At 44.5% G+C, this 17,000-nt stretch carries 17 protein-coding genes; 7 read left to right on the top strand and 10 right to left on the bottom strand.

All coding sequences use genetic code 11. The features are described 5' to 3' along the window. Positions 1 to 228 precede the first annotated feature (228 nt). Positions 229 to 918 (top strand): restriction endonuclease, encoded by a 690-nt coding sequence (locus tag P6709_RS07030; protein WP_278240186.1) that lies wholly within the window; start codon positions 229 to 231, stop codon positions 916 to 918. Between the two features lie 243 nt (positions 919 to 1,161). On the opposite strand, the gene P6709_RS07025 is transcribed toward P6709_RS07030, so the two are convergent. Next, positions 1,162 to 2,430, bottom strand: a complete 1,269-nt coding sequence (locus P6709_RS07025) for an MFS transporter (protein WP_278240185.1) — start codon at positions 2,428 to 2,430, stop codon at positions 1,162 to 1,164. A 186-nt stretch (positions 2,431 to 2,616) separates the two neighbouring features. On the opposite strand from P6709_RS07025, the gene P6709_RS07020 reads away from it, so the two are divergent. The 3 genes from P6709_RS07020 (at position 2,617) to P6709_RS07010 (ending at position 5,344) form a co-directional block, all read left to right on the top strand. Further along, a complete protein-coding gene (locus P6709_RS07020; RefSeq protein ID WP_278240184.1) occupies positions 2,617 to 3,276 on the top strand; it encodes a uridine kinase family protein in 660 nt (219 codons plus the stop codon). Positions 3,277 to 3,411: 135 nt separating this feature from the next. Next, complete coding sequence (mgtE, locus tag P6709_RS07015) at positions 3,412 to 4,773, top strand: magnesium transporter (protein ID WP_278240183.1); 1,362 nt, start codon at positions 3,412 to 3,414, stop codon at positions 4,771 to 4,773. 37 nt (positions 4,774 to 4,810) lie between these two features. Continuing rightward, positions 4,811 to 5,344, top strand: coding sequence for a GNAT family N-acetyltransferase (locus P6709_RS07010; protein ID WP_278240182.1), 534 nt, complete (start codon positions 4,811 to 4,813; stop codon positions 5,342 to 5,344). Between the two features lie 60 nt (positions 5,345 to 5,404). On the opposite strand, the gene P6709_RS07005 is transcribed toward P6709_RS07010, so the two are convergent. After that, positions 5,405 to 6,001, bottom strand: a complete 597-nt coding sequence (locus tag P6709_RS07005; protein ID WP_278240181.1) for a hypothetical protein — start codon at positions 5,999 to 6,001, stop codon at positions 5,405 to 5,407. 188 nt (positions 6,002 to 6,189) lie between these two features. Between P6709_RS07005 and P6709_RS07000 the strand changes: the two genes are divergently transcribed. The 3 genes from P6709_RS07000 to P6709_RS06990 all read left to right on the top strand — a co-directional run bounded on the left by P6709_RS07000 (position 6,190) and on the right by P6709_RS06990 (position 8,887). After that, entirely contained in the window at positions 6,190 to 6,741 is a 552-nt protein-coding gene (locus P6709_RS07000) for a helix-turn-helix domain-containing protein (protein ID WP_278240180.1), read from the top strand. After that, positions 6,738 to 7,514 (top strand): phosphatidylserine decarboxylase, encoded by a 777-nt coding sequence (locus P6709_RS06995; RefSeq protein WP_278240179.1) that lies wholly within the window; start codon positions 6,738 to 6,740, stop codon positions 7,512 to 7,514. Before P6709_RS07000 ends, P6709_RS06995 begins: the two co-directional genes overlap by 4 nt. A gap of 389 nt (positions 7,515 to 7,903) precedes the next feature. After that, on the top strand, positions 7,904 to 8,887 hold the full coding sequence (locus P6709_RS06990; protein ID WP_278240178.1) for a TIGR00341 family protein: 984 nt from the start codon (positions 7,904 to 7,906) through the stop codon (positions 8,885 to 8,887). Positions 8,888 to 8,895: 8 nt separating this feature from the next. On the opposite strand, the gene P6709_RS06985 is transcribed toward P6709_RS06990, so the two are convergent. From P6709_RS06985 to P6709_RS06950, 8 genes are all read right to left on the bottom strand, one after another. After that, the gene (locus tag P6709_RS06985; RefSeq protein ID WP_336618987.1) at positions 8,896 to 10,095 is read right to left on the bottom strand and encodes a M20 metallopeptidase family protein; all 1,200 of its coding nucleotides are present in this window, start codon (positions 10,093 to 10,095) and stop codon (positions 8,896 to 8,898) included. A 41-nt stretch (positions 10,096 to 10,136) separates the two neighbouring features. Continuing rightward, entirely contained in the window at positions 10,137 to 10,502 is a 366-nt protein-coding gene (locus P6709_RS06980; RefSeq protein WP_278240177.1) for a DUF3899 domain-containing protein, read from the bottom strand. Between the two features lie 73 nt (positions 10,503 to 10,575). Continuing rightward, positions 10,576 to 12,192 (bottom strand): peptide ABC transporter substrate-binding protein, encoded by a 1,617-nt coding sequence (locus tag P6709_RS06975; RefSeq protein ID WP_278240176.1) that lies wholly within the window; start codon positions 12,190 to 12,192, stop codon positions 10,576 to 10,578. A 24-nt stretch (positions 12,193 to 12,216) separates the two neighbouring features. Then, on the bottom strand, positions 12,217 to 13,170 hold the full coding sequence (locus P6709_RS06970; protein ID WP_278240175.1) for an ABC transporter ATP-binding protein: 954 nt from the start codon (positions 13,168 to 13,170) through the stop codon (positions 12,217 to 12,219). Beyond that, positions 13,170 to 14,186: an ABC transporter ATP-binding protein gene (locus P6709_RS06965; RefSeq protein WP_278240174.1), complete on the bottom strand. Its 1,017-nt coding sequence runs from the start codon at positions 14,184 to 14,186 to the stop codon at positions 13,170 to 13,172. Before P6709_RS06965 ends, P6709_RS06970 begins: the two co-directional genes overlap by 1 nt. Positions 14,187 to 14,198: 12 nt before the next feature. Next, positions 14,199 to 15,143 carry an ABC transporter permease gene (locus tag P6709_RS06960; RefSeq protein ID WP_278240173.1) on the bottom strand — a complete coding sequence of 315 codons (945 nt, stop codon included), beginning with the start codon at positions 15,141 to 15,143 and terminating at the stop codon, positions 14,199 to 14,201. 1 nt (position 15,144) lies between these two features. Further along, positions 15,145 to 16,071 carry an ABC transporter permease gene (locus P6709_RS06955; protein WP_278240172.1) on the bottom strand — a complete coding sequence of 309 codons (927 nt, stop codon included), beginning with the start codon at positions 16,069 to 16,071 and terminating at the stop codon, positions 15,145 to 15,147. Positions 16,072 to 16,110: 39 nt separating this feature from the next. Next, a complete protein-coding gene (locus P6709_RS06950) occupies positions 16,111 to 16,959 on the bottom strand; it encodes a M55 family metallopeptidase (RefSeq protein WP_278240171.1) in 849 nt (282 codons plus the stop codon). Positions 16,960 to 17,000: the final 41 nt, after the last annotated feature.

Here is a 17,000-nt window from a genome sequence, read left to right as displayed (position 1 = left end):
TTCACTGGGCTTCAAGGCGGCCTCTTTCCACATGGACCGTCCTCCCCGGGAAATCTCACCTCCGCTTTGCTAATGGCACAGCATTTATACAGTAAAGATTTCTTTTGAAGATTTCTTCAATATTCATAATAATCATAAGTATTATTACTCAACATATTGACATATAAACTACTAAAGTCCTATATTTTAATTATAAAATAAAAATCTATTCTAATCTTAAGGAGAGAAATGAGTAAATCTAAACGAAATAATATTGCTCAAATAACTGCTATTCTTTTCACATCTATCAGCTTTTATATCGCCTTTGAAACAAATACTTTCAACATCTATACATTATTCGGTATTTTAACGATTGCTGCTATGCTGAACGGAGTTGTCTACTCACTGCTGCCTGCTAATAAGACTAGGAAGTCCTCTAAAAGAGAGGGCAATAAACCATCTAAGAAAAAGACGAAGAATATAAGCAGGAGCAAGGGAGCATTAAAAAAATCCACAAATTTTGTTCGATCTGATTCAACTATTACCCAACTACCTATAAATGAATTGGGATGGAGGGAATTTGAAAGACTGTGTTTTCTTTATTTTAAAGCGAAAGGGTACAATCCGGAAGAGACTTCAAAAGGGGCTGACGGGGGTGTGGACCTCATTTTTCTTGATCCATCTGAACATACTCGTGTGGCAGTTCAGATTAAGAAATATCAGAAGCAAATTACAGTCAGAGAAATTAGGGAATTACATGCTGCTAAAAGAAATCATAATTGTATGCTTGCCACATTTATAACGAGCTCCTCCTTCACCAGGGATGCCTTGCTTCAAGCAGATCGTTTCGGAATTAAAACATGTGATAGTAACTGGCTTAATAATCATATTGTTAAATGGCAAAAACAATTAAATTCTCAAAACAAAAAAGTGAATTAAGCTAGAGTCTCATTACACGTTTAAATTGAGTCATTATGAATTTTAAGTAAGAGGTGACCGGAGCGGAAGGTGGCGACTCCTGCAGGATATGACGGCAAGCTGAGACTTTACAGGGCAACGCCCTGAAAAGTCTCAGCGCCGTCCCTGCGGAAAGCGTCCTCCTGAAGCGCAGGGAACCGGTTAAGATAGAATGAGAGACTTTGCTCGGAGACCCGTTAGTACTCCATTTGAATCACACCAGATTCATCCAGCCTTTTTCATCTCCACCTCAAACACTTTCCTTTGCTCCGGGTGAAGCATCATGCCAATCAGCCCAAAGACTGCAATCAAGCAGAGAAAGGAAAGTCCAATGATCGTCAGCCGCAGGGAAAATAGATCCGCTGTTACTCCTGCCCCAAAAACAAAAAGGATTTGAAAAAAGCTTACCGCAACTCCATACAAACTGGTGACTCTTCCCATGATAGAAATGGGCACCACATTCTGGTACCAGGTCGTGTAGCCTGTATTGGCAAAAGCATGAAAAAAGCCGAGCAGGATAAAGCCGGCAGCGATCATCTCAAAGGAACGGCTGAAGGCGTAGATAAGGTAGCCGATAGCAAACATCCCAAAACCGCCTCCAATTAACTGCTTTACTGACAGTTTCTCAGATAAAGAGGCGACTGCAGCGGCTCCTAAAACCGCTCCAATTCCTGTAATACTGATCAACAAACTATAATCCACTTCACTTAACCCGACCACCTGCCGGGCAAAGACCACTTCCTGTGCATCCATTGCAAAGGTAGAAATTAAAATGATTAAATTGAACAAGAGTACATAAAGAAATAGACTCTGTTTCCTGCCAAATTTCATGACAATCCCAAAATCATCTCGAATGGCTTTCCAAGATAATGGATTCAGCCCCGCTGTTTTTTCTTCATCTACATTGGGAAGCCAGAGCAAAATGAAAGCGGAAAGTCCAAATGTAGCCGCATTTACCCAGATGGCCATGTCAATGGAGCCCACTAAGAAAAGAACCCCCGCAATAGCGGGTCCAATGACAAATGCTCCGGATGATGCCAGTGAATAAAACGAATTAAATCGTTTTCTTTTTGCTTCGGGCACCAGCATCGTAATATAAGTTAAGGAAGCTGGTGCAAAGAAGGACCTCGCCATGCTGATCAGCCAAAGAAGTGCGTAAATCCCCCATACAGAAGGCATAAAAGGAATCACCGCAACCAGTACGCCCCGAATCACATCCGTCCAAATCATCAGCCTCCTGTTATTAGCCCGATCAATTAAACTGCCTGCCCAAAACCTTGTAAAAATAGCTGCCGCTGGACCTGCTATCCACAATCCGGCTACGGCTGCAGCGGAATTGGTCATTTCAAACACGAGTAAATTAATTGCAACCAAATAAACAAAATCCCCAACCGTCGACAAACCCATTGCTGTTAAAAGCATGGCTGGGAACCTCCAGCCTATCCAATCTTCCTTTTGCATGACAATCGCCCCTCTGCCTCTTCTGCCGCTCACGTACTACATTCCTTATTTTTATCCTATCAATATTTACCAAATAGAAGCAATGAAATTCAGAATAATGAATCGATTTAAGAATGAATTGTTTTGAAAGTGTTCACATCACCCAGAATCAATCTTATTGTATTTCTTGAATCCAGCATCCTGTATAGTAAACTAGCGGGTAATAAAGGGAGGGTTCTAATGATCGACCTCATTCAAAAAACAGCTGAATTACTAAAAAATACCGATCGAAACACAATCATTGGCATTTCGGGACACGGGGCGGCCGGAAAATCGACTTTTACCTCTGAGCTCATGAACCATTTCCCAGAAGACGAAGTTAATTACATAAATACCGATCCATACATCATTCCGTCCAGTCTCCGTCAATTCACCACCCTCAGGTACCTCTATCAAAACGTGGAGCATCAATCCAAGCTGACTGCCTGTCATCCCGCTGCTCACAATGTACCGGCTTTAGAACGGGATATTAAGATGCTTCGGGACGGGTTTGATTTGTATACCATCGGGACCGATTACATGAAAAGCGTCCACCTCTCATCAAGAAGAATAACGATTATTGAGGGCATGACTGCAGCATTTGTTGATCCGGATTTATTTGATTTAACGCTCTTTTTCTATACGGACGGGGAAACTGAATTGGCGCGTAGAGGAATTCGTGATGTGACAGAAAGAGGAGCAGATTTTTCGTACCTGCAGCAATCGCACGTACAGCGCAGGATGCAATATGAGTTATTTATGCACCCTTACTGTGAAAACTTCGATATCGTCATCCAAAATTCAAACGATCATTATTCTTTGAAAAAGGGCTTTGAGAAGCTGAACATTCCAAAACCTTGAAGGGCTCTTAGCCCACCAAGGTTTTGGAATAGTCTAGTCATTTAATATAGAATCTGATTATTCCTTGTTTCTCCTATATATTAAACTTTGTAACAATATGGTACGATTTTTTTAGATAAATGGAGGTGGCCCCTAATGAATGCAGAAATGCTGGAAGAATTGAAATCTCAGGCAATCTCCATACTGGAATCAAAAGATCAGCTTAAATTAAATGCTTATACGAATTCGATGCGGCCTTATGATCGCGCGATGGTGTTTGAAGAGTTACAGGATGCGCAACAGAAACGCGCCTTTGTTGAATCACTTGAGATCAACTGTCTTGCAGAACTTCTCCGTTACCTTTCACCGGAAGAACAGGCCATTGCCATTTCTTTTATAGATCAGGCCAATCTTGGCAAGGTTTTGGACGAGATGCCAAATGATGATTTAGCGGAGATGCTCGATGTCCTGCAGCAAGATCAAGCGGCTGCTCTTGTTCATGTGATGTCTAAAGAAGAAGCACAGATTGTACAGGATATTATGACTTATCCAGCTGAGTCAGCCGGCCGGCTCATGACAAACCGCCACGTCTGGATCTATCCTGACATGACGGTGCATGAATCCATTGAAAAACTCAGGGAGTACGCAAAAGTATTTGATACCATTCATTATTTATATGTAGTTGATGAAGAACACAAGCTTCTCGGTGCTGCTTCATTTCGTGACCTCCTATTGGCTGATCCGGCTGACCCGATCGAACAGATTATGAGCAAAAATACCATTACGGTTAAATCCTACGTGGATCAAGAGGAAGTTGCGAGGCTAATTGAACAATATGATTTAATCGCAATGCCCGTTGTCAATGAGGAGGATATATTACTAGGGATTGTTACCGTCGATGATGTGATTGATGTTCTGATACAAGAAGCAACTGAAGATATTGAACGCCTCTCAGGTTCAGGTAAAGAAATAACCTTTAAAACCAAAGCCGTTGTCGCTTTTGTTCGCCGGCTGCCCTGGTTAGTGTTACTGCTGTTGATTGGACTGGTTTCAGGAACCATTATCAGCCGATTTGAAGAAACGCTCGCAGCAGTGGTTGCTCTCGCTTTCTTTATGCCGATGATTGCCGGAATGACCGGAAACACGGGCACTCAATCACTTGCTGTAGTAGTTCGCGGATTAACCACCAATCGAATTGACAAAAAAACTGTATCTAAATTAATCATACGGGAGTCATTAGTTGGAGTGATGATCGGCGTTTCCTGCGGGATTCTGATCGCTTTAATCGCCTATTTCTGGCAGGGCAGCATGACATTGGGCTTTATTGTCGGTCTGTCGCTGCTGATCACACTAGTCTTCGGGACATTAGCCGGGACCATTATTCCTTTGATTTTACATAAGTTTAATGTCGATCCCGCTATCGCATCCGGTCCATTAATTACGACGTTAAATGATATTTTATCGCTGCTCATCTACTTTGGCATTGCTACTTCCCTGATTGCAAGATTTCCACTTTAAATAAACTGTATGTAAACAGATTTTTGGAGGAGTTAAGATGAACAATCTGGTATTCACAAGATTTGAAAATGAAGTAGAACACCTAGTTCATTTCATGACGCAAAGCAGCTGGGATTTTCACTCTAATCCTAAACCGACACGGGAAGGAATTCTCATAGACTATAATGATGGTTTATATGACAATGACAACGAGATTTACTGGATTGAACTCGAACAGAAAAAAATCGGATTAATCATGATCCATGACAGCAGCGACACGATTCCTTTGTTTGATATTCGTTTGGAAGAGGGCGCCCGTGCAAAAGGAATCGGAGCGCTGGCTGTGAAATGGCTGACTGATCACATTTTCAATCAGCCAAATAAAATACGAATAGAAGCTTATACTCGAAGCGATAACACAGCGATGAGAAAAACGTTGAACAAATGCGGGTTCGTAAAAGAGGGCTATTTAAGGCAGGCATGGGAAAATGAGGACGGCGGCATTTGTGATTCTGTCTGCTATGCAATGATAAGAAGTGATTGGGAGAATAAAACGCGAACACCCATAAAACTGAATGACTTGCCATATTAAGAGCATCAGGCAAGTCATTTTTGTTTTTACTCCCTCTTCTTTATAGATGAAGATTTGAAATTAGTTCAACACTGTATCAAAATCAGCCGCACTCGTAACGTCGAAAACTTCGCTTTTACTCAGATCGACTGCGTATCGTCCGTTCGTGGATGAATGACCGGATACGATGGAGGAATAGCGGACAATGACAAATTCGTTGATGGTGCCGTCATATTGCACAAAATTGTTTTCATCTTCAATCGGTTCGTTAAGGCCGCGCAAAAATTCCTCCGTTAAGGAAACCGCTTTTGCTTGTTCTTCTTGAGTTGCAGAATCCTCAACCGATGCACTGGCAGTTTCCTGTTCTTCTTCCTCTGCCGCTTGATCGTCTTCAGTACTTTCTAAAGTTGCTTCATCCTCTGCTGCCGTCACGTCTTCTTCTGTCTTCTCAATTTCTTCAGAAGAATCTTCACTTTCAGAGGACTCGTTTACTTCTTCTTCCTCTGCTGCCGCTTCAGTCTCTGTTTCTGCATTCGAGACCACCTCCACTTCCTCCTCAGCCGGAGCAGTTTCAGTTTCTGTTGTTGGTGTTGAGCTTTCTTCTGAACAGCCTGCAAGTACCAGCGTAAGAGCGGAAACAGCAAAAAAGTAATTGTAATACCTGGATCGTTTCTTCATCTTTCCATTCCTTTCAATTATGTAATTCTTAGACTATTGGATAATAATGCTAACCATGCAAGAATACCATACTCATTTTAATAATTGTAAAAAAACAGGGAATTTGTTAAAAAAATCTTGATTGACACTCTGACAATTTCAGGCTATTATTATCATTATCGATAATAATAGTGATAAGGACTGAATAGATGAAAAATACAAATATAGATTTGATTTTACACCCTGTACGCTTGCGGATTATTCAGCATTTATCAAGGGAACCTGCGACGGTGCAGCAATTAAAAGAATGGATGGCGGACATTCCTCAGGCCACGCTTTATCGGCATTTAACGATTCTTAAAAAAGACAGCCTCATTTATGTGGTCGAGGAAAAGAAGATTCGTGGTGCGATTGAACGAACCTTTGCGCTTGAAAAGGAAAAGCCCCTCCTATCGGCTGAAGAATTGAAAAAAATGTCCGGAGAAGAGCATCTAAAAATGTTTATGAAGTTTCTTTCCAATGTCACAGGCCAAACGAAAAGCTATCTGCTCAGCAATCCGGATCTTGAAAAAGACCCGTTTGGATATAACCAGTTAGAGCTCCACCTGACAGCTTCAGAAGTGGAAGAGCTGCAAAAAGGCATGAATGATCTTCTCAGCAAATTCACTTCAAGCAAGCCTTCTGCTGAAAATCAGAAAGTGACACTTATACAAATGCTCGTGCCAGACCCTAATGAAACCAAAGGACGTGACCATACTTGATTACAGAACGATTTTATAGAAGTATTTTTGAATTAAATGGCCATCCCATTCTGGCTAAATCATTAAGAAAATTCGCAAAATCAAAAGCCAGCAAGCCGCTTATCCGCTCCTTTGCCGGCCTTTATAAGCTCAACATGGAGGAAGCACACCGGGACATTCACGAGTACCAATCCCTTCATGACCTTTTCACCCGGCACCTGAAAGAAAATGCACGCCCCCTTGCAGAGCCTGCCGATGCCTTCATCAGTCCATGTGACGGGGTATTATCGGTTGTGGAGGAGCTGACAAAAGACAGCACCTTTGTGGTAAAGGGACAAAACTATACGATTTCAGAATTGCTTGGCACAGAAAAAGCATCCGAAAAATATGCTGGAGGCACCGTGTTAATCTTCTACTTGAGCCCAGTCGATTACCACCGCGTGCATGTTCCTTTGGATGCGGAAGTGGAGCACGTCTACACATTGGGCAAAAAAGCAGCGCCCGTTAACACATTGGGATTGCAATACGGACTTCGTCCATTAACGCGCAATTATCGTTTAATTACGAATTTTAATGCATCAGGTACTTCATTTTCTCATGTTATGGTCGGTGCCTTGAATGTAAACTCCATTGAAAGAACCAATCCTAATTCACATGTTAAACGCGGAGACCCATACGGATATTTTTCATTTGGATCTACCGTTGTGATCTGTGTACCTAAAGGCGCTCTAACCTTCATCGGTAAGACGGGTCCTGTAAAAATGGGAGAAGAAATCGGCAAATGGCAGGCATAAAGGTGCCATTTTGTATACCTTTATTTCCGCTGGAATGAATACACCAAAGATGGACGTGTAACATAATGTAAAAAGTTTAGAAATTGAGGAGTATCTACCGTAAAGTATGAGATGAGCGGAGCGGAAGGTGGCGACTCCAGCAGGAGATGACAGCAAGCTGAGACTTCGCAGGGCAACGCCCAGGAAGGCTCAGCGCCGTCCCTGCGGAAAGCGTCCACCTGAAGCGCCCGCAAATCGGTCAATGAGCCTGAAGACACTTTTGTCTCGGGCTCATTTTTTTCGTTTATGAATCAAATAGCCGCAGCCTTAATGTGTTCTCAGATTGAAATCTGAAGTTTAGGTCATAATACAAAGAAAGATTTCCGCTGAAAAACAGGAGACGGATCAAGATGACACTACAATTGCTTGAGGTTTATGCACCCAGAGATTTTTTAAATATGGAGGAGATCGAAGGGAAATTTCCTGTGGTCTCTTTTTGGACTGCGGATAAAGAGGATGACAAGAAGCTGACGAGGATTCTGGTGGAAACCAATGATGTGGAGCGAATTCTTGACTACTTAGAAAACCTTCCAGGCGGAATGGATACGTATCAAGCCATTTTACTGCCGGTTCAAACGTATCTTCCACGGAAGGAAGAAAAGCAGGAAGAAAAAGAAAAGGAGCTGCAGCGGGCAAGCCGGCACGAATTGTTCACTTCAGTTGAGGAGTCCAGCCGCACCTCCATCAGCTATATGCTGTTTATTGTGTTTTCTTCACTTGTAGCAACCGTCGGCATTATTAAAAACAGCCCGGCCATTGTCATCGGCGCGATGGTGATTGCCCCGTTAATCGGCCCGGTTACGGCCGTTTCTTTCGCTTCTGTTCTGGGTGATTTCAAGCTTATCTGGAAAGCCTCTTTAACTTCAATATATGGGCTTGGCATCCCCATCGCCATTTCAGCGTTATTCAGTTTTTTCTTTTCTCCGCCAATCTACAGCGATGAATTTTTAGCGAGAACCGATATTCAAATCGTGGATGTGATTGTGGCGCTCGCCTCAGGAGCAGCGGGGGCTCTGTCCTTTGTTAAACGGAATGAAGGCGCATTAGTCGGAGTCATGGTTTCAGTCGCCTTGCTCCCGCCTGCTGTCGTGTTTGGAATGTCCATTGGCTCTGGAAGCTTTCCTGATGCCATTGTGCCGTTTATTCTGTTGCTGGTAAACATCAATTCCATCCTGCTTTCAGCCGTCGTCGTATTTTGGCTGAGCGGCATAAAACCTGCCAGATGGGAGGATCAGCAAAATGCGAATACCTCGCGGAAGCTTTCTTTAATATTCGTATCGGTGATTAGTATTGTGCTGTTAGGAGCAATTATCTTTATTAATATTGTTGTATGATTTAATGTTTAATTTTCGACGGCCAATCGCTTAAGTGCATCACATGCAAGCTGGGCCAGCAGCTCTGTGCCGATGACTAATGACTCTTCGTTCACATCAAACTCAGCGTCATGAAGCGGTTTTTGAATGCTCCGTTCAGGGATGGCCGTTCCAAGCCAAATATAAAAGCCGGGATAGCGCTGTAAAAATCGTCCGAAATCTTCTCCTCCCAGACTTGGATTCACATGCGGCGTGGCATGTTCACCCAAAAGGGAATGCACTGCAGAACGAACCGTTTCCTCCCATTCAGGTGAATTCATCGTTGCAGGGTAGCCATCTGAGTAATTCAGCTCGATCTCCACTTCATTTGCCATCGCAAATCCATCGATTGATTTTTGCAGTCGATTTTTCACTTTTTCTTTCACATCATCGCGGTTGGTGCGTACAGTTCCTTCGATGGTGACGCTGCTTGGAATCACATTGTAGCGGTCACCGCCTTGAATGGTGCCGAATGTAACCACTGCTGATTCCAACGGATCTACGTTTCTGCTTACAATCGTTTGTAAATGATTGATGACCTGAGCGGCGATCACAATGGCATCTTTTCCCTGATGCGGCATACTTGCATGGCCTCCTGCACCTTTGATGGTCAAGGTGAACTGATCGGAATTTCCCATTACGGGGCCAGCCATTACGCCGACTTCTCCCACTTGAAGATCAGGCCACATATGCTGGGCAAAAATCACATCCGGTTCATGCTTCTTAAATAGTCCGTCCTCCATCATGACCGATGCACCGCCCACTGGCCCGAGCTCTTCAGCCGGCTGAAAAACGAGCAATACCTTTCCTGCGATCTCTTCTTTATTCCGGTTCAGTAAAGCAGCGGTCCCCATCAGCATGGCTGTATGCGCGTCGTGTCCGCATGCATGCATTTTTCCTTTTACCCGGGATACATATGGCCGGTCATTTTTTTCTTCAATCGGCAGCGCATCCATATCCGCTCGAAGCGCGACCGTTTTTCCCGGCTTTCCCCCATTAATAATGCCGAGAACTCCGTGGGTGGCAAAGCCGTCCTCAAACGGGATGCCTTCCTCTTGTAAAAATTGCCGGATGGTTTCAGCGGTTTCAACTTCTTCACGGCTCAGCTCAGGATGCTGATGAAACTGCCTGCGAAAAGCCACTACCCTTTCTTTAAGTTCTTTCCCTTTGCCTTTCATATCCAAGGCCACTTACATCCACTCCTTTTCACACTCTTTTTTCCAAACGTTTCTTAGATAAGCATCGAAAAAATGGACACCAGAACAGAACTTCCCCCAATGATCAGGGCAGAGTCGCCGATGCTGCGTGTCGTTACATCCTTAAACTCCTGAAATTTATAGTCCTCATTAACGAGTTGATCTGCCCGCTGCATGGACCGTGATTTATGCACCATTTTTTCACCTACTAACTTGAAGCCTTTCATAACAGGATCTAAAAAGCGCGAGCGATGAATCATAACCGATGCCGAGACAAGTAAAAATAACAGGCCGACTAAAAAGGACAGATTCACCCATTCGATCGGTGAAAGCGGGACAAAGATCATAAGACTTTGCCAGATAATCATGATTGCGATAAATAAAGCGATCTTCCATTTCATGCAGATCCCCTCCTACTGGGAAACGTTAGATAAAAACGGGATCTCTTTACAAGAGACCCCGTCTGATCAACCATTATTCAGCTGTTTTTTCCGCCCATTTCAAGTATGGATAGCGGTTTACAGGGTATACAATGTTTTCAAAGTCCTGTGACGTCATATAAGTGTTTGTATAATGATAGATTGGATTAAACGGCAGATCCTCCATCAGTACTGATTCTGCCTCATGAAGCAGCTCGTATCGTGCTTCTGGATCCTGCTCTACTTTAGCATCAGCAATTAATTGATCATATTCTTCATTTACCCAGTTTGTACGGTTATTTGGGCTGTCCCCAAGATAGTAGTCGAGAATGACAACTGGGTCTACAAGGACACCGATCCATCCCATACGCGCCATTTGGAAATTCCCCTGCTTGGTGGTATCCAAATACGTGTTCCACTCCTGATTAGAAAGTTTAATATCTACACCAAGATTTTGACTGTACATTTCCTGAACGGTTTCTGCTACTTTTTTATGGTTTTCTGAGGTATTGTAAAGCAGTTCAACCTCCGGCAGCTCGTCCCATCCTTCTTCTTCCATTCCTTCTTCTAACAGCGCTTTCGCTTCATCATTGTTTTCTTCAAAATAATCTCCGCCTGTTTCACGGAAGTCTCCTGATGGGGTTTCAGCACCTTCCGGAACAAATGCATACGCAGGTGTTTCCCCAGCTTTTGTTACATTTTCAGTCAGCAATTCACGATCTACCGCCATGGTAAAGGCACGTCTGACTTTTTCATTGGTGAACGGCTCTTCTTCCACGTTGTACATATACATGTACGTTCCAAAATAAGGGGTTTCCATGTACTCTTCACTGTCTCGTTCCTGATCAATCACATCGGTTGGCACGGTTTGAATTAGGTCCAATTCATCGGTTTTAAACATTTGATAGTACGTAGTAGCGTCATTGACCATCTCGTAGGTGATTTTATCGAGCGTCACGACTTCCTGATCCCAATACTCTTCATTTTTTTCAATAATGACTTCACTGTCATGCGACCAGGTTTCCAGTGTGAAAGGTCCATTGCTTACATAGGTATCGGCTTCTCCGGCCCAATTTGCATTTTCTTTTGCTGTTTCCTGCTTCACCGGATAAAATGTCCACATGGTAAGCAGTTCATCAAAATAGCCAAGTGGTGCATCAAGTTCGACAACAAATGTGCGGTCATCTTCTGCTGTCACACCTACATCCTCAACTGAGCCTTCTCCTTTGTTATACGCTTCTGCGCCCTTAATGTAGTACATGTAAAAGGCAAAGGAGCTTCCTGTGTCCGGGTTCAGTACATTTTTCCAGGCATATTCAAAATCCTGCGCAGTGACTGGTGTTCCATCGGACCATGTGGCATCTTCCCGAATGGTAAAGGTATACGTGGTGCCATCCTCTGACTGCTCCACTTCACTTGCAGCTCCTAAGACAGGATTTCCTTCCTCATCTTTTGTGTAAAGACCTTCAAAAACATGATCAAGGATCCAGCCGGACGTTGTGTCTGTTGCTAAGGCAGGATTTAAATCCGGCGGCTCACTCATAGCGTTAACGACAATTTCCTGATCGATATTCTCTGTAGAACCGCCGCCGGAGTCATCTCCCCCGCTGCACCCAGCCAATACTGACCCGATGACAACTGCCGGCACTACGCCTTTTACCCATTTCTTCATGTAGAATTCCCCCTGTAGTAGTTTTTAATTGTATAAATGACACGCCGTCCAATGATGGTCTTTTACTTCCTTCCACTCCGGCACCTGTTCAGCACAAATCTCCATGGCGTGCGGACATCTGGTACGGAACCGGCAGCCGCTTGGTGGATTCACCGGACTTGGCGGATCGCCTTCCAGCACGATTCTTTCTCTTTCATTCGCCTGCGGATTCGTGACGGGGATCGCGGATAAGAGTGCTTGAGTGTAAGGATGAAGCGGATCGTTAAACAGCTCGCTGCTATCAGAAAGCTCCATCATTTTCCCTAAATACATCACGCCAATCCGGTCACTGATGTGCTTTACCATCCCTAGATCATGGGCGATAAACAAATACGTCAAATCTTCCTGTTCCTTTAAATCCTCCAGCAAATTAATCACCTGAGCCTGAATGGACACATCAAGAGCTGAAATCGGTTCATCCGCTACAATAAACTTCGGTTCAACAGCAAGCGCCCGTGCGATCCCGATCCGCTGACGCTGTCCCCCGCTGAATTCATGAGGATAGCGCATCGCCTGATCCGGCTGCAGACCGACCCGTTCTAACAGTTCATAGATTCTTTCCTGCCGCTTTTTCCCCTTCGCCAGCTTATGCGCGTCGATTCCTTCTCCAATAATGTCGCCTACCCTCATTCTCGGGTTAAGAGAAGCGTGGGGATCCTGAAAAATAATCTGAATTTCACGATTGGTGATTCTTTTTTCCTTAGGCGGCAATGCGTTGACATCTTGTCCGTTGTAAAGGATTCTACCGGACGTCGGCTGCTCAAGTCCTGTAATGGTTTTCCCGAGCGTCGACTTGCCACTTCCGCTTTCTCCGACAAGCCCGAACGTCTCTCCTTTTTTAATTTCGATTGTAATATCATCAACAGATTTTACCGTCTGCTCTTTATTCAGTTGAAAGTATTTCTTCATTTCCTCTACTTTTATAATCGTATCTGCCATTACGCTTCCCTCCCTGCTGCAACCAGATCTTCAAGCTTGGGAGTCCTTGGATCGTTTAACCAGCACTTTGCATGGTGGTCTTCGCCGACATCAAACGCTGGAGGCATTTCTTCCACACAGACCTCCATCGCATATTTACACCGGGGGGCAAATGGACAGCCCTTTGGCGGAGAAAACAAATCCGGGGGCGACCCTTCGATTGGCACCAGACGTTTTTTTTCGTCTTTTGTAATATCCGGAACGGACTCCAGCAGACCCCAAGTGTAAGGATGCTTAGGTTCCCTGAAAATATCCTCTACCGTGCCCGCTTCCACAATAATGCCGCCATACATTACCGCCACGCGCTCGGCAGTCTCTGCGACCACCCCTAAGTCATGGGTAATCAGAATGATGGATGTATCCATTTCATCTTTCAGATCCTTCATTAAATCCAGCACCTGGGCTTGTATCGTCACATCCAATGCGGTTGTCGGTTCATCTGCAATCAACACCTTCGGCTGGCAGGCAAGGGCGATGGCAATCATAATCCGCTGCCTCATCCCGCCGCTGAATTCATGCGGGTATTGATCATACCGTTCTGCCGGATTAGAGATCCCCACTAGACGGATCATTTCAATGGCACGTTTTTTGATTTCATTGCCCTTCAGGCTTTGATGGGCCCGGATGCTTTCCTCGATCTGTTTGCCCACTTTCATTGTGGGATTCAGTGAGGTCATCGGGTCCTGGAACACCATGCCAATCTTTGACCCTTTTATTTTCTGCATCTGTTTTTTTGATAGCTTCAACAGATCCTGGCCATCAAACAGTATTTCTCCATTTTTAATTTTGCCCGGCGGAGTAGGGATCAGACCCATTACGGTTTGAACCGTTACACTTTTCCCGCTTCCGCTCTCTCCGACAATCGCGACCGTTTCTCCTTTATCTACATGAAACGATACATCACGGACTGCTTTTACTTCTCCACCATACGTCTTAAAATGGACTTCGAGATTTTTGACCTCCAGTAAATGATCCAATCTCCCCACCTCCTATTTGTTGGCTCTTGGATCCAGAGCATCCTGCAAGCCGTCACCAAATGCATTAAAGGCAAACATGGTCAGTGAAATCATGAAGCCCGGGAAAAACAGGCGCCACCACTGCCCGCTTAAAATAACACCAAGCGAATCATTCGCCATCGTCCCCCAGCTCGCAAATGGGGCTTGAACACCAAGACCTAAAAAGCTTAAGAAGGACTCGGCAAAGATGGCCTGCGGAATGGTAAACGTAAGATTCACGATAATAATGCCGGCTGTATTTGGAATTAAATGACGCCAGATGATTTTCGGATGAGAGGTTCCAAGCTTTTGTGCCGCGAGTACATATTCCTGCGACTTTAACTGAAGAACCTGCCCCCGGATAATCCTCGCCATCCCGACCCAGCCGGTGACAGACAGGGCGATAATAATGGAGACAACACCCGGCTCCATAATGACCATCAGCAAGATCACGACAAGAAGATAAGGAATGCCGTATAAAATTTCGACGATCCGCATTAGAAATGAATCGATCCGGTCGCCAAGCTTCCCTCGTCCTGCCATATAACCCGAAATACCGCCGATGGTGACGCCAAGGATGACATCAATGGCTGCTGCCACTAACCCGATGGTCAAGGAAACCCTTGCTCCATACCAGGTTCTTGACCATACATCCCGACCAAGATCATCTGTGCCGAACCAATGTTCAGCTGAAGGCGCTAAATTGGTGGCCACCAGATTTTGTTCAGACGGTGTAAAAGGCACCATAGTTGGACCTGCTATAGCAAAAAAGATCGTGAGCAGCAGGAGCGTCAATCCGAGGATCGCCATTTTGTTTTTCAGGACATTGATAACCGTTTCTTTCCATGCACTCAAACTTGGGCGCTGGATCGGATCCTGCCCTCTTTTTTCAGGTGATAAGGGGCGAAAAAGGGCATCTTCTACTTTTTTGGAAACCATATTACTCCCCTCCACTTGTTAATTTAATTCTTGGGTCAATGAAGCGATAGGAGAGATCAATCAAGAACAATGTGACAACAAGAATTGAACTGAAAAAGATCGTCGTACCCATAATGACCGGATAATCACGATTAAAAATACTATCAACGAAATAGCGGCCGATTCCTGGAATGGCAAATATTTTCTCGATGACAAAGGTACCGGTAATTAAAAAGACAAACAAAGGTCCGATAAAAGAGACAACCGGCAAAATAGCATTTCGGATACCATGACTGATGACAAGCTTTGTAACGGGCAGTCCTTTTGCATCAGCGGTTTTAATATAGTTCTGATTCATCACCTCAAGCATGCTTGACCGCATAAAACGGGCGATCACTGCAAGAGGCGTTGCAGCAAGAGCAAAAGACGGAAGAATTGAATGCTCCCATGTTCCCCATGAAGCGACCGGCAGCAGTCCCCAATCTACTGCAAAATACTTGATTAATAGAGGAGCGAGAATGAAACTCGGAATAGAGATGCCAATAATCGCGATAAACATGGAGAGATAATCCAGAAATTTATTGTGATTTAAGGCTGCGATAATGCCAAGCAGCAATCCAAAAACCAGTGCGATGACAAGAGCCTGTGTGCCAAGAAGTGCCGAAGCAGGCGCCCCGTCAGCAATAATGCCGTTAACATCTCTCGTTTCAGATTGAATGGAGATCCCTAAATCAAACGTGGCTAAATCTCTCATATACATCAGATACTGAACAGGAATCGGTTCATCGAGATTGTACTTTGCCCGGACATTTTCCAGCACTTCCTCTGGTAAAACGTCCGCATCAGAAGCGAAAGGATCGCCGGGGATGATTTTCATGATCAGGAAGGTTAAACTTGCAATGACCCAGATGGTGACGAGCATCGTCAAAAGCCGTTTTACTATGTACATCCTTTCACCTCCATTGATGGTTCGTTTAATCGTTTTTATTTACGCATTCACACTGCCCAAGACTCCGTTTGTTGCGGTCATCGCAATAATCACACAGCCCCACATATGCTTGTATGCTGTGACAATATCATCACATGTAAACCGGATTTTCTTCGGACCGATTAATTCAACTGTCGGAAGAGTGGTCGTCATTTGTGCCTGCTGCGACCCTTTAAATTCAATCTCAAATGTCACCGGACCATCGACCGTAGCGGCTTCAAATGTACGCGCATTTTTTACAGCAAGCGCTGCTTTTTCCCGAATTTCTTTACGCGCAGTCTCCGGGTGAAGGAGCTCCGCTGCAAAGCGGTCAACTGCCCGTTTTGTCACGGCTCCGTAGACATTCGGCAGCGTTTCCTGCACTTCTTTTACGTACGCATCATCCCCGCTGATTAAAAGAGCCGGTACACCAAAGCTTCCCGCCACAAGCGTGTTCATTTCCGTTTCGCCAACCACCAGGCCGTTGATCTTCATTTCGTTTACGCAAATCCCAGCCAGTGTGTGACTGATGACCGCAAGCTCCGAACCGCCTTCACGGCCGTGATGTCCAACAAACAAAATACCGTCAAAGCTTTCATCAAGCCCTTCAAGCTGACACATAATTCTGTTATTTCCAGATACAAGTCTTGCGCGCGGGTCCATTTCTTCAATTAAGATATTGGACATATTTCCATGCCCATCCGCTACTACTACCTCTGTTGCGCCTCCTGCAAATGCCCCTTCAATCGCTGCATTCACATCCGCCGTCATTAATTTCCGGAATCGCTGATACTCTGAATTCGTCTTTAACTGCTGATTGGTTGCCACACCGGATATGCCTTCCATATCTGCTGAAATAAAAATCTTCATAGTAAAGCCTCCCTTTTCGCCCAAATTTCGAATAAGTGAAT

It is taken from the genome of Jeotgalibacillus sp. ET6 (assembly GCF_029667115.1).
Classification (GTDB): domain Bacteria; phylum Bacillota; class Bacilli; order Bacillales; family Jeotgalibacillaceae; genus Jeotgalibacillus.
Note: the sequence above shows the minus strand (reverse complement) of the source record. Positions and strands in the feature narration are given on the sequence as shown.

What these genes read in the sequence shown, in the direction of transcription:
- P6709_RS07010 (WP_278240182.1), top strand. Translation starts at nt 4,811, where the DNA reads ATGAACAATCTGGTATTCACAAGATTTGAAAATGAAGTAGAACACCTA.
- P6709_RS07000 (WP_278240180.1), top strand. Translation starts at nt 6,190, where the DNA reads ATGAAAAATACAAATATAGATTTGATTTTACACCCTGTACGCTTGCGG.
- P6709_RS07020 (WP_278240184.1), top strand. Translation starts at nt 2,617, where the DNA reads ATGATCGACCTCATTCAAAAAACAGCTGAATTACTAAAAAATACCGAT.
- P6709_RS06970 (WP_278240175.1), bottom strand. Translation starts at nt 13,170, where the DNA reads ATGGCAGATACGATTATAAAAGTAGAGGAAATGAAGAAATACTTTCAA.
- P6709_RS06950 (WP_278240171.1), bottom strand. Translation starts at nt 16,959, where the DNA reads ATGAAGATTTTTATTTCAGCAGATATGGAAGGCATATCCGGTGTGGCA.
- P6709_RS07030 (WP_278240186.1), top strand. Translation starts at nt 229, where the DNA reads ATGAGTAAATCTAAACGAAATAATATTGCTCAAATAACTGCTATTCTT.
- P6709_RS06955 (WP_278240172.1), bottom strand. Translation starts at nt 16,071, where the DNA reads ATGTACATAGTAAAACGGCTTTTGACGATGCTCGTCACCATCTGGGTC.
- P6709_RS06975 (WP_278240176.1), bottom strand. Translation starts at nt 12,192, where the DNA reads ATGAAGAAATGGGTAAAAGGCGTAGTGCCGGCAGTTGTCATCGGGTCA.
- mgtE (WP_278240183.1), top strand. Translation starts at nt 3,412, where the DNA reads ATGAATGCAGAAATGCTGGAAGAATTGAAATCTCAGGCAATCTCCATA.
- P6709_RS06980 (WP_278240177.1), bottom strand. Translation starts at nt 10,502, where the DNA reads ATGAAATGGAAGATCGCTTTATTTATCGCAATCATGATTATCTGGCAA.
- P6709_RS06960 (WP_278240173.1), bottom strand. Translation starts at nt 15,143, where the DNA reads ATGGTTTCCAAAAAAGTAGAAGATGCCCTTTTTCGCCCCTTATCACCT.
- P6709_RS06990 (WP_278240178.1), top strand. Translation starts at nt 7,904, where the DNA reads ATGACACTACAATTGCTTGAGGTTTATGCACCCAGAGATTTTTTAAAT.
- P6709_RS07005 (WP_278240181.1), bottom strand. Translation starts at nt 6,001, where the DNA reads ATGAAGAAACGATCCAGGTATTACAATTACTTTTTTGCTGTTTCCGCT.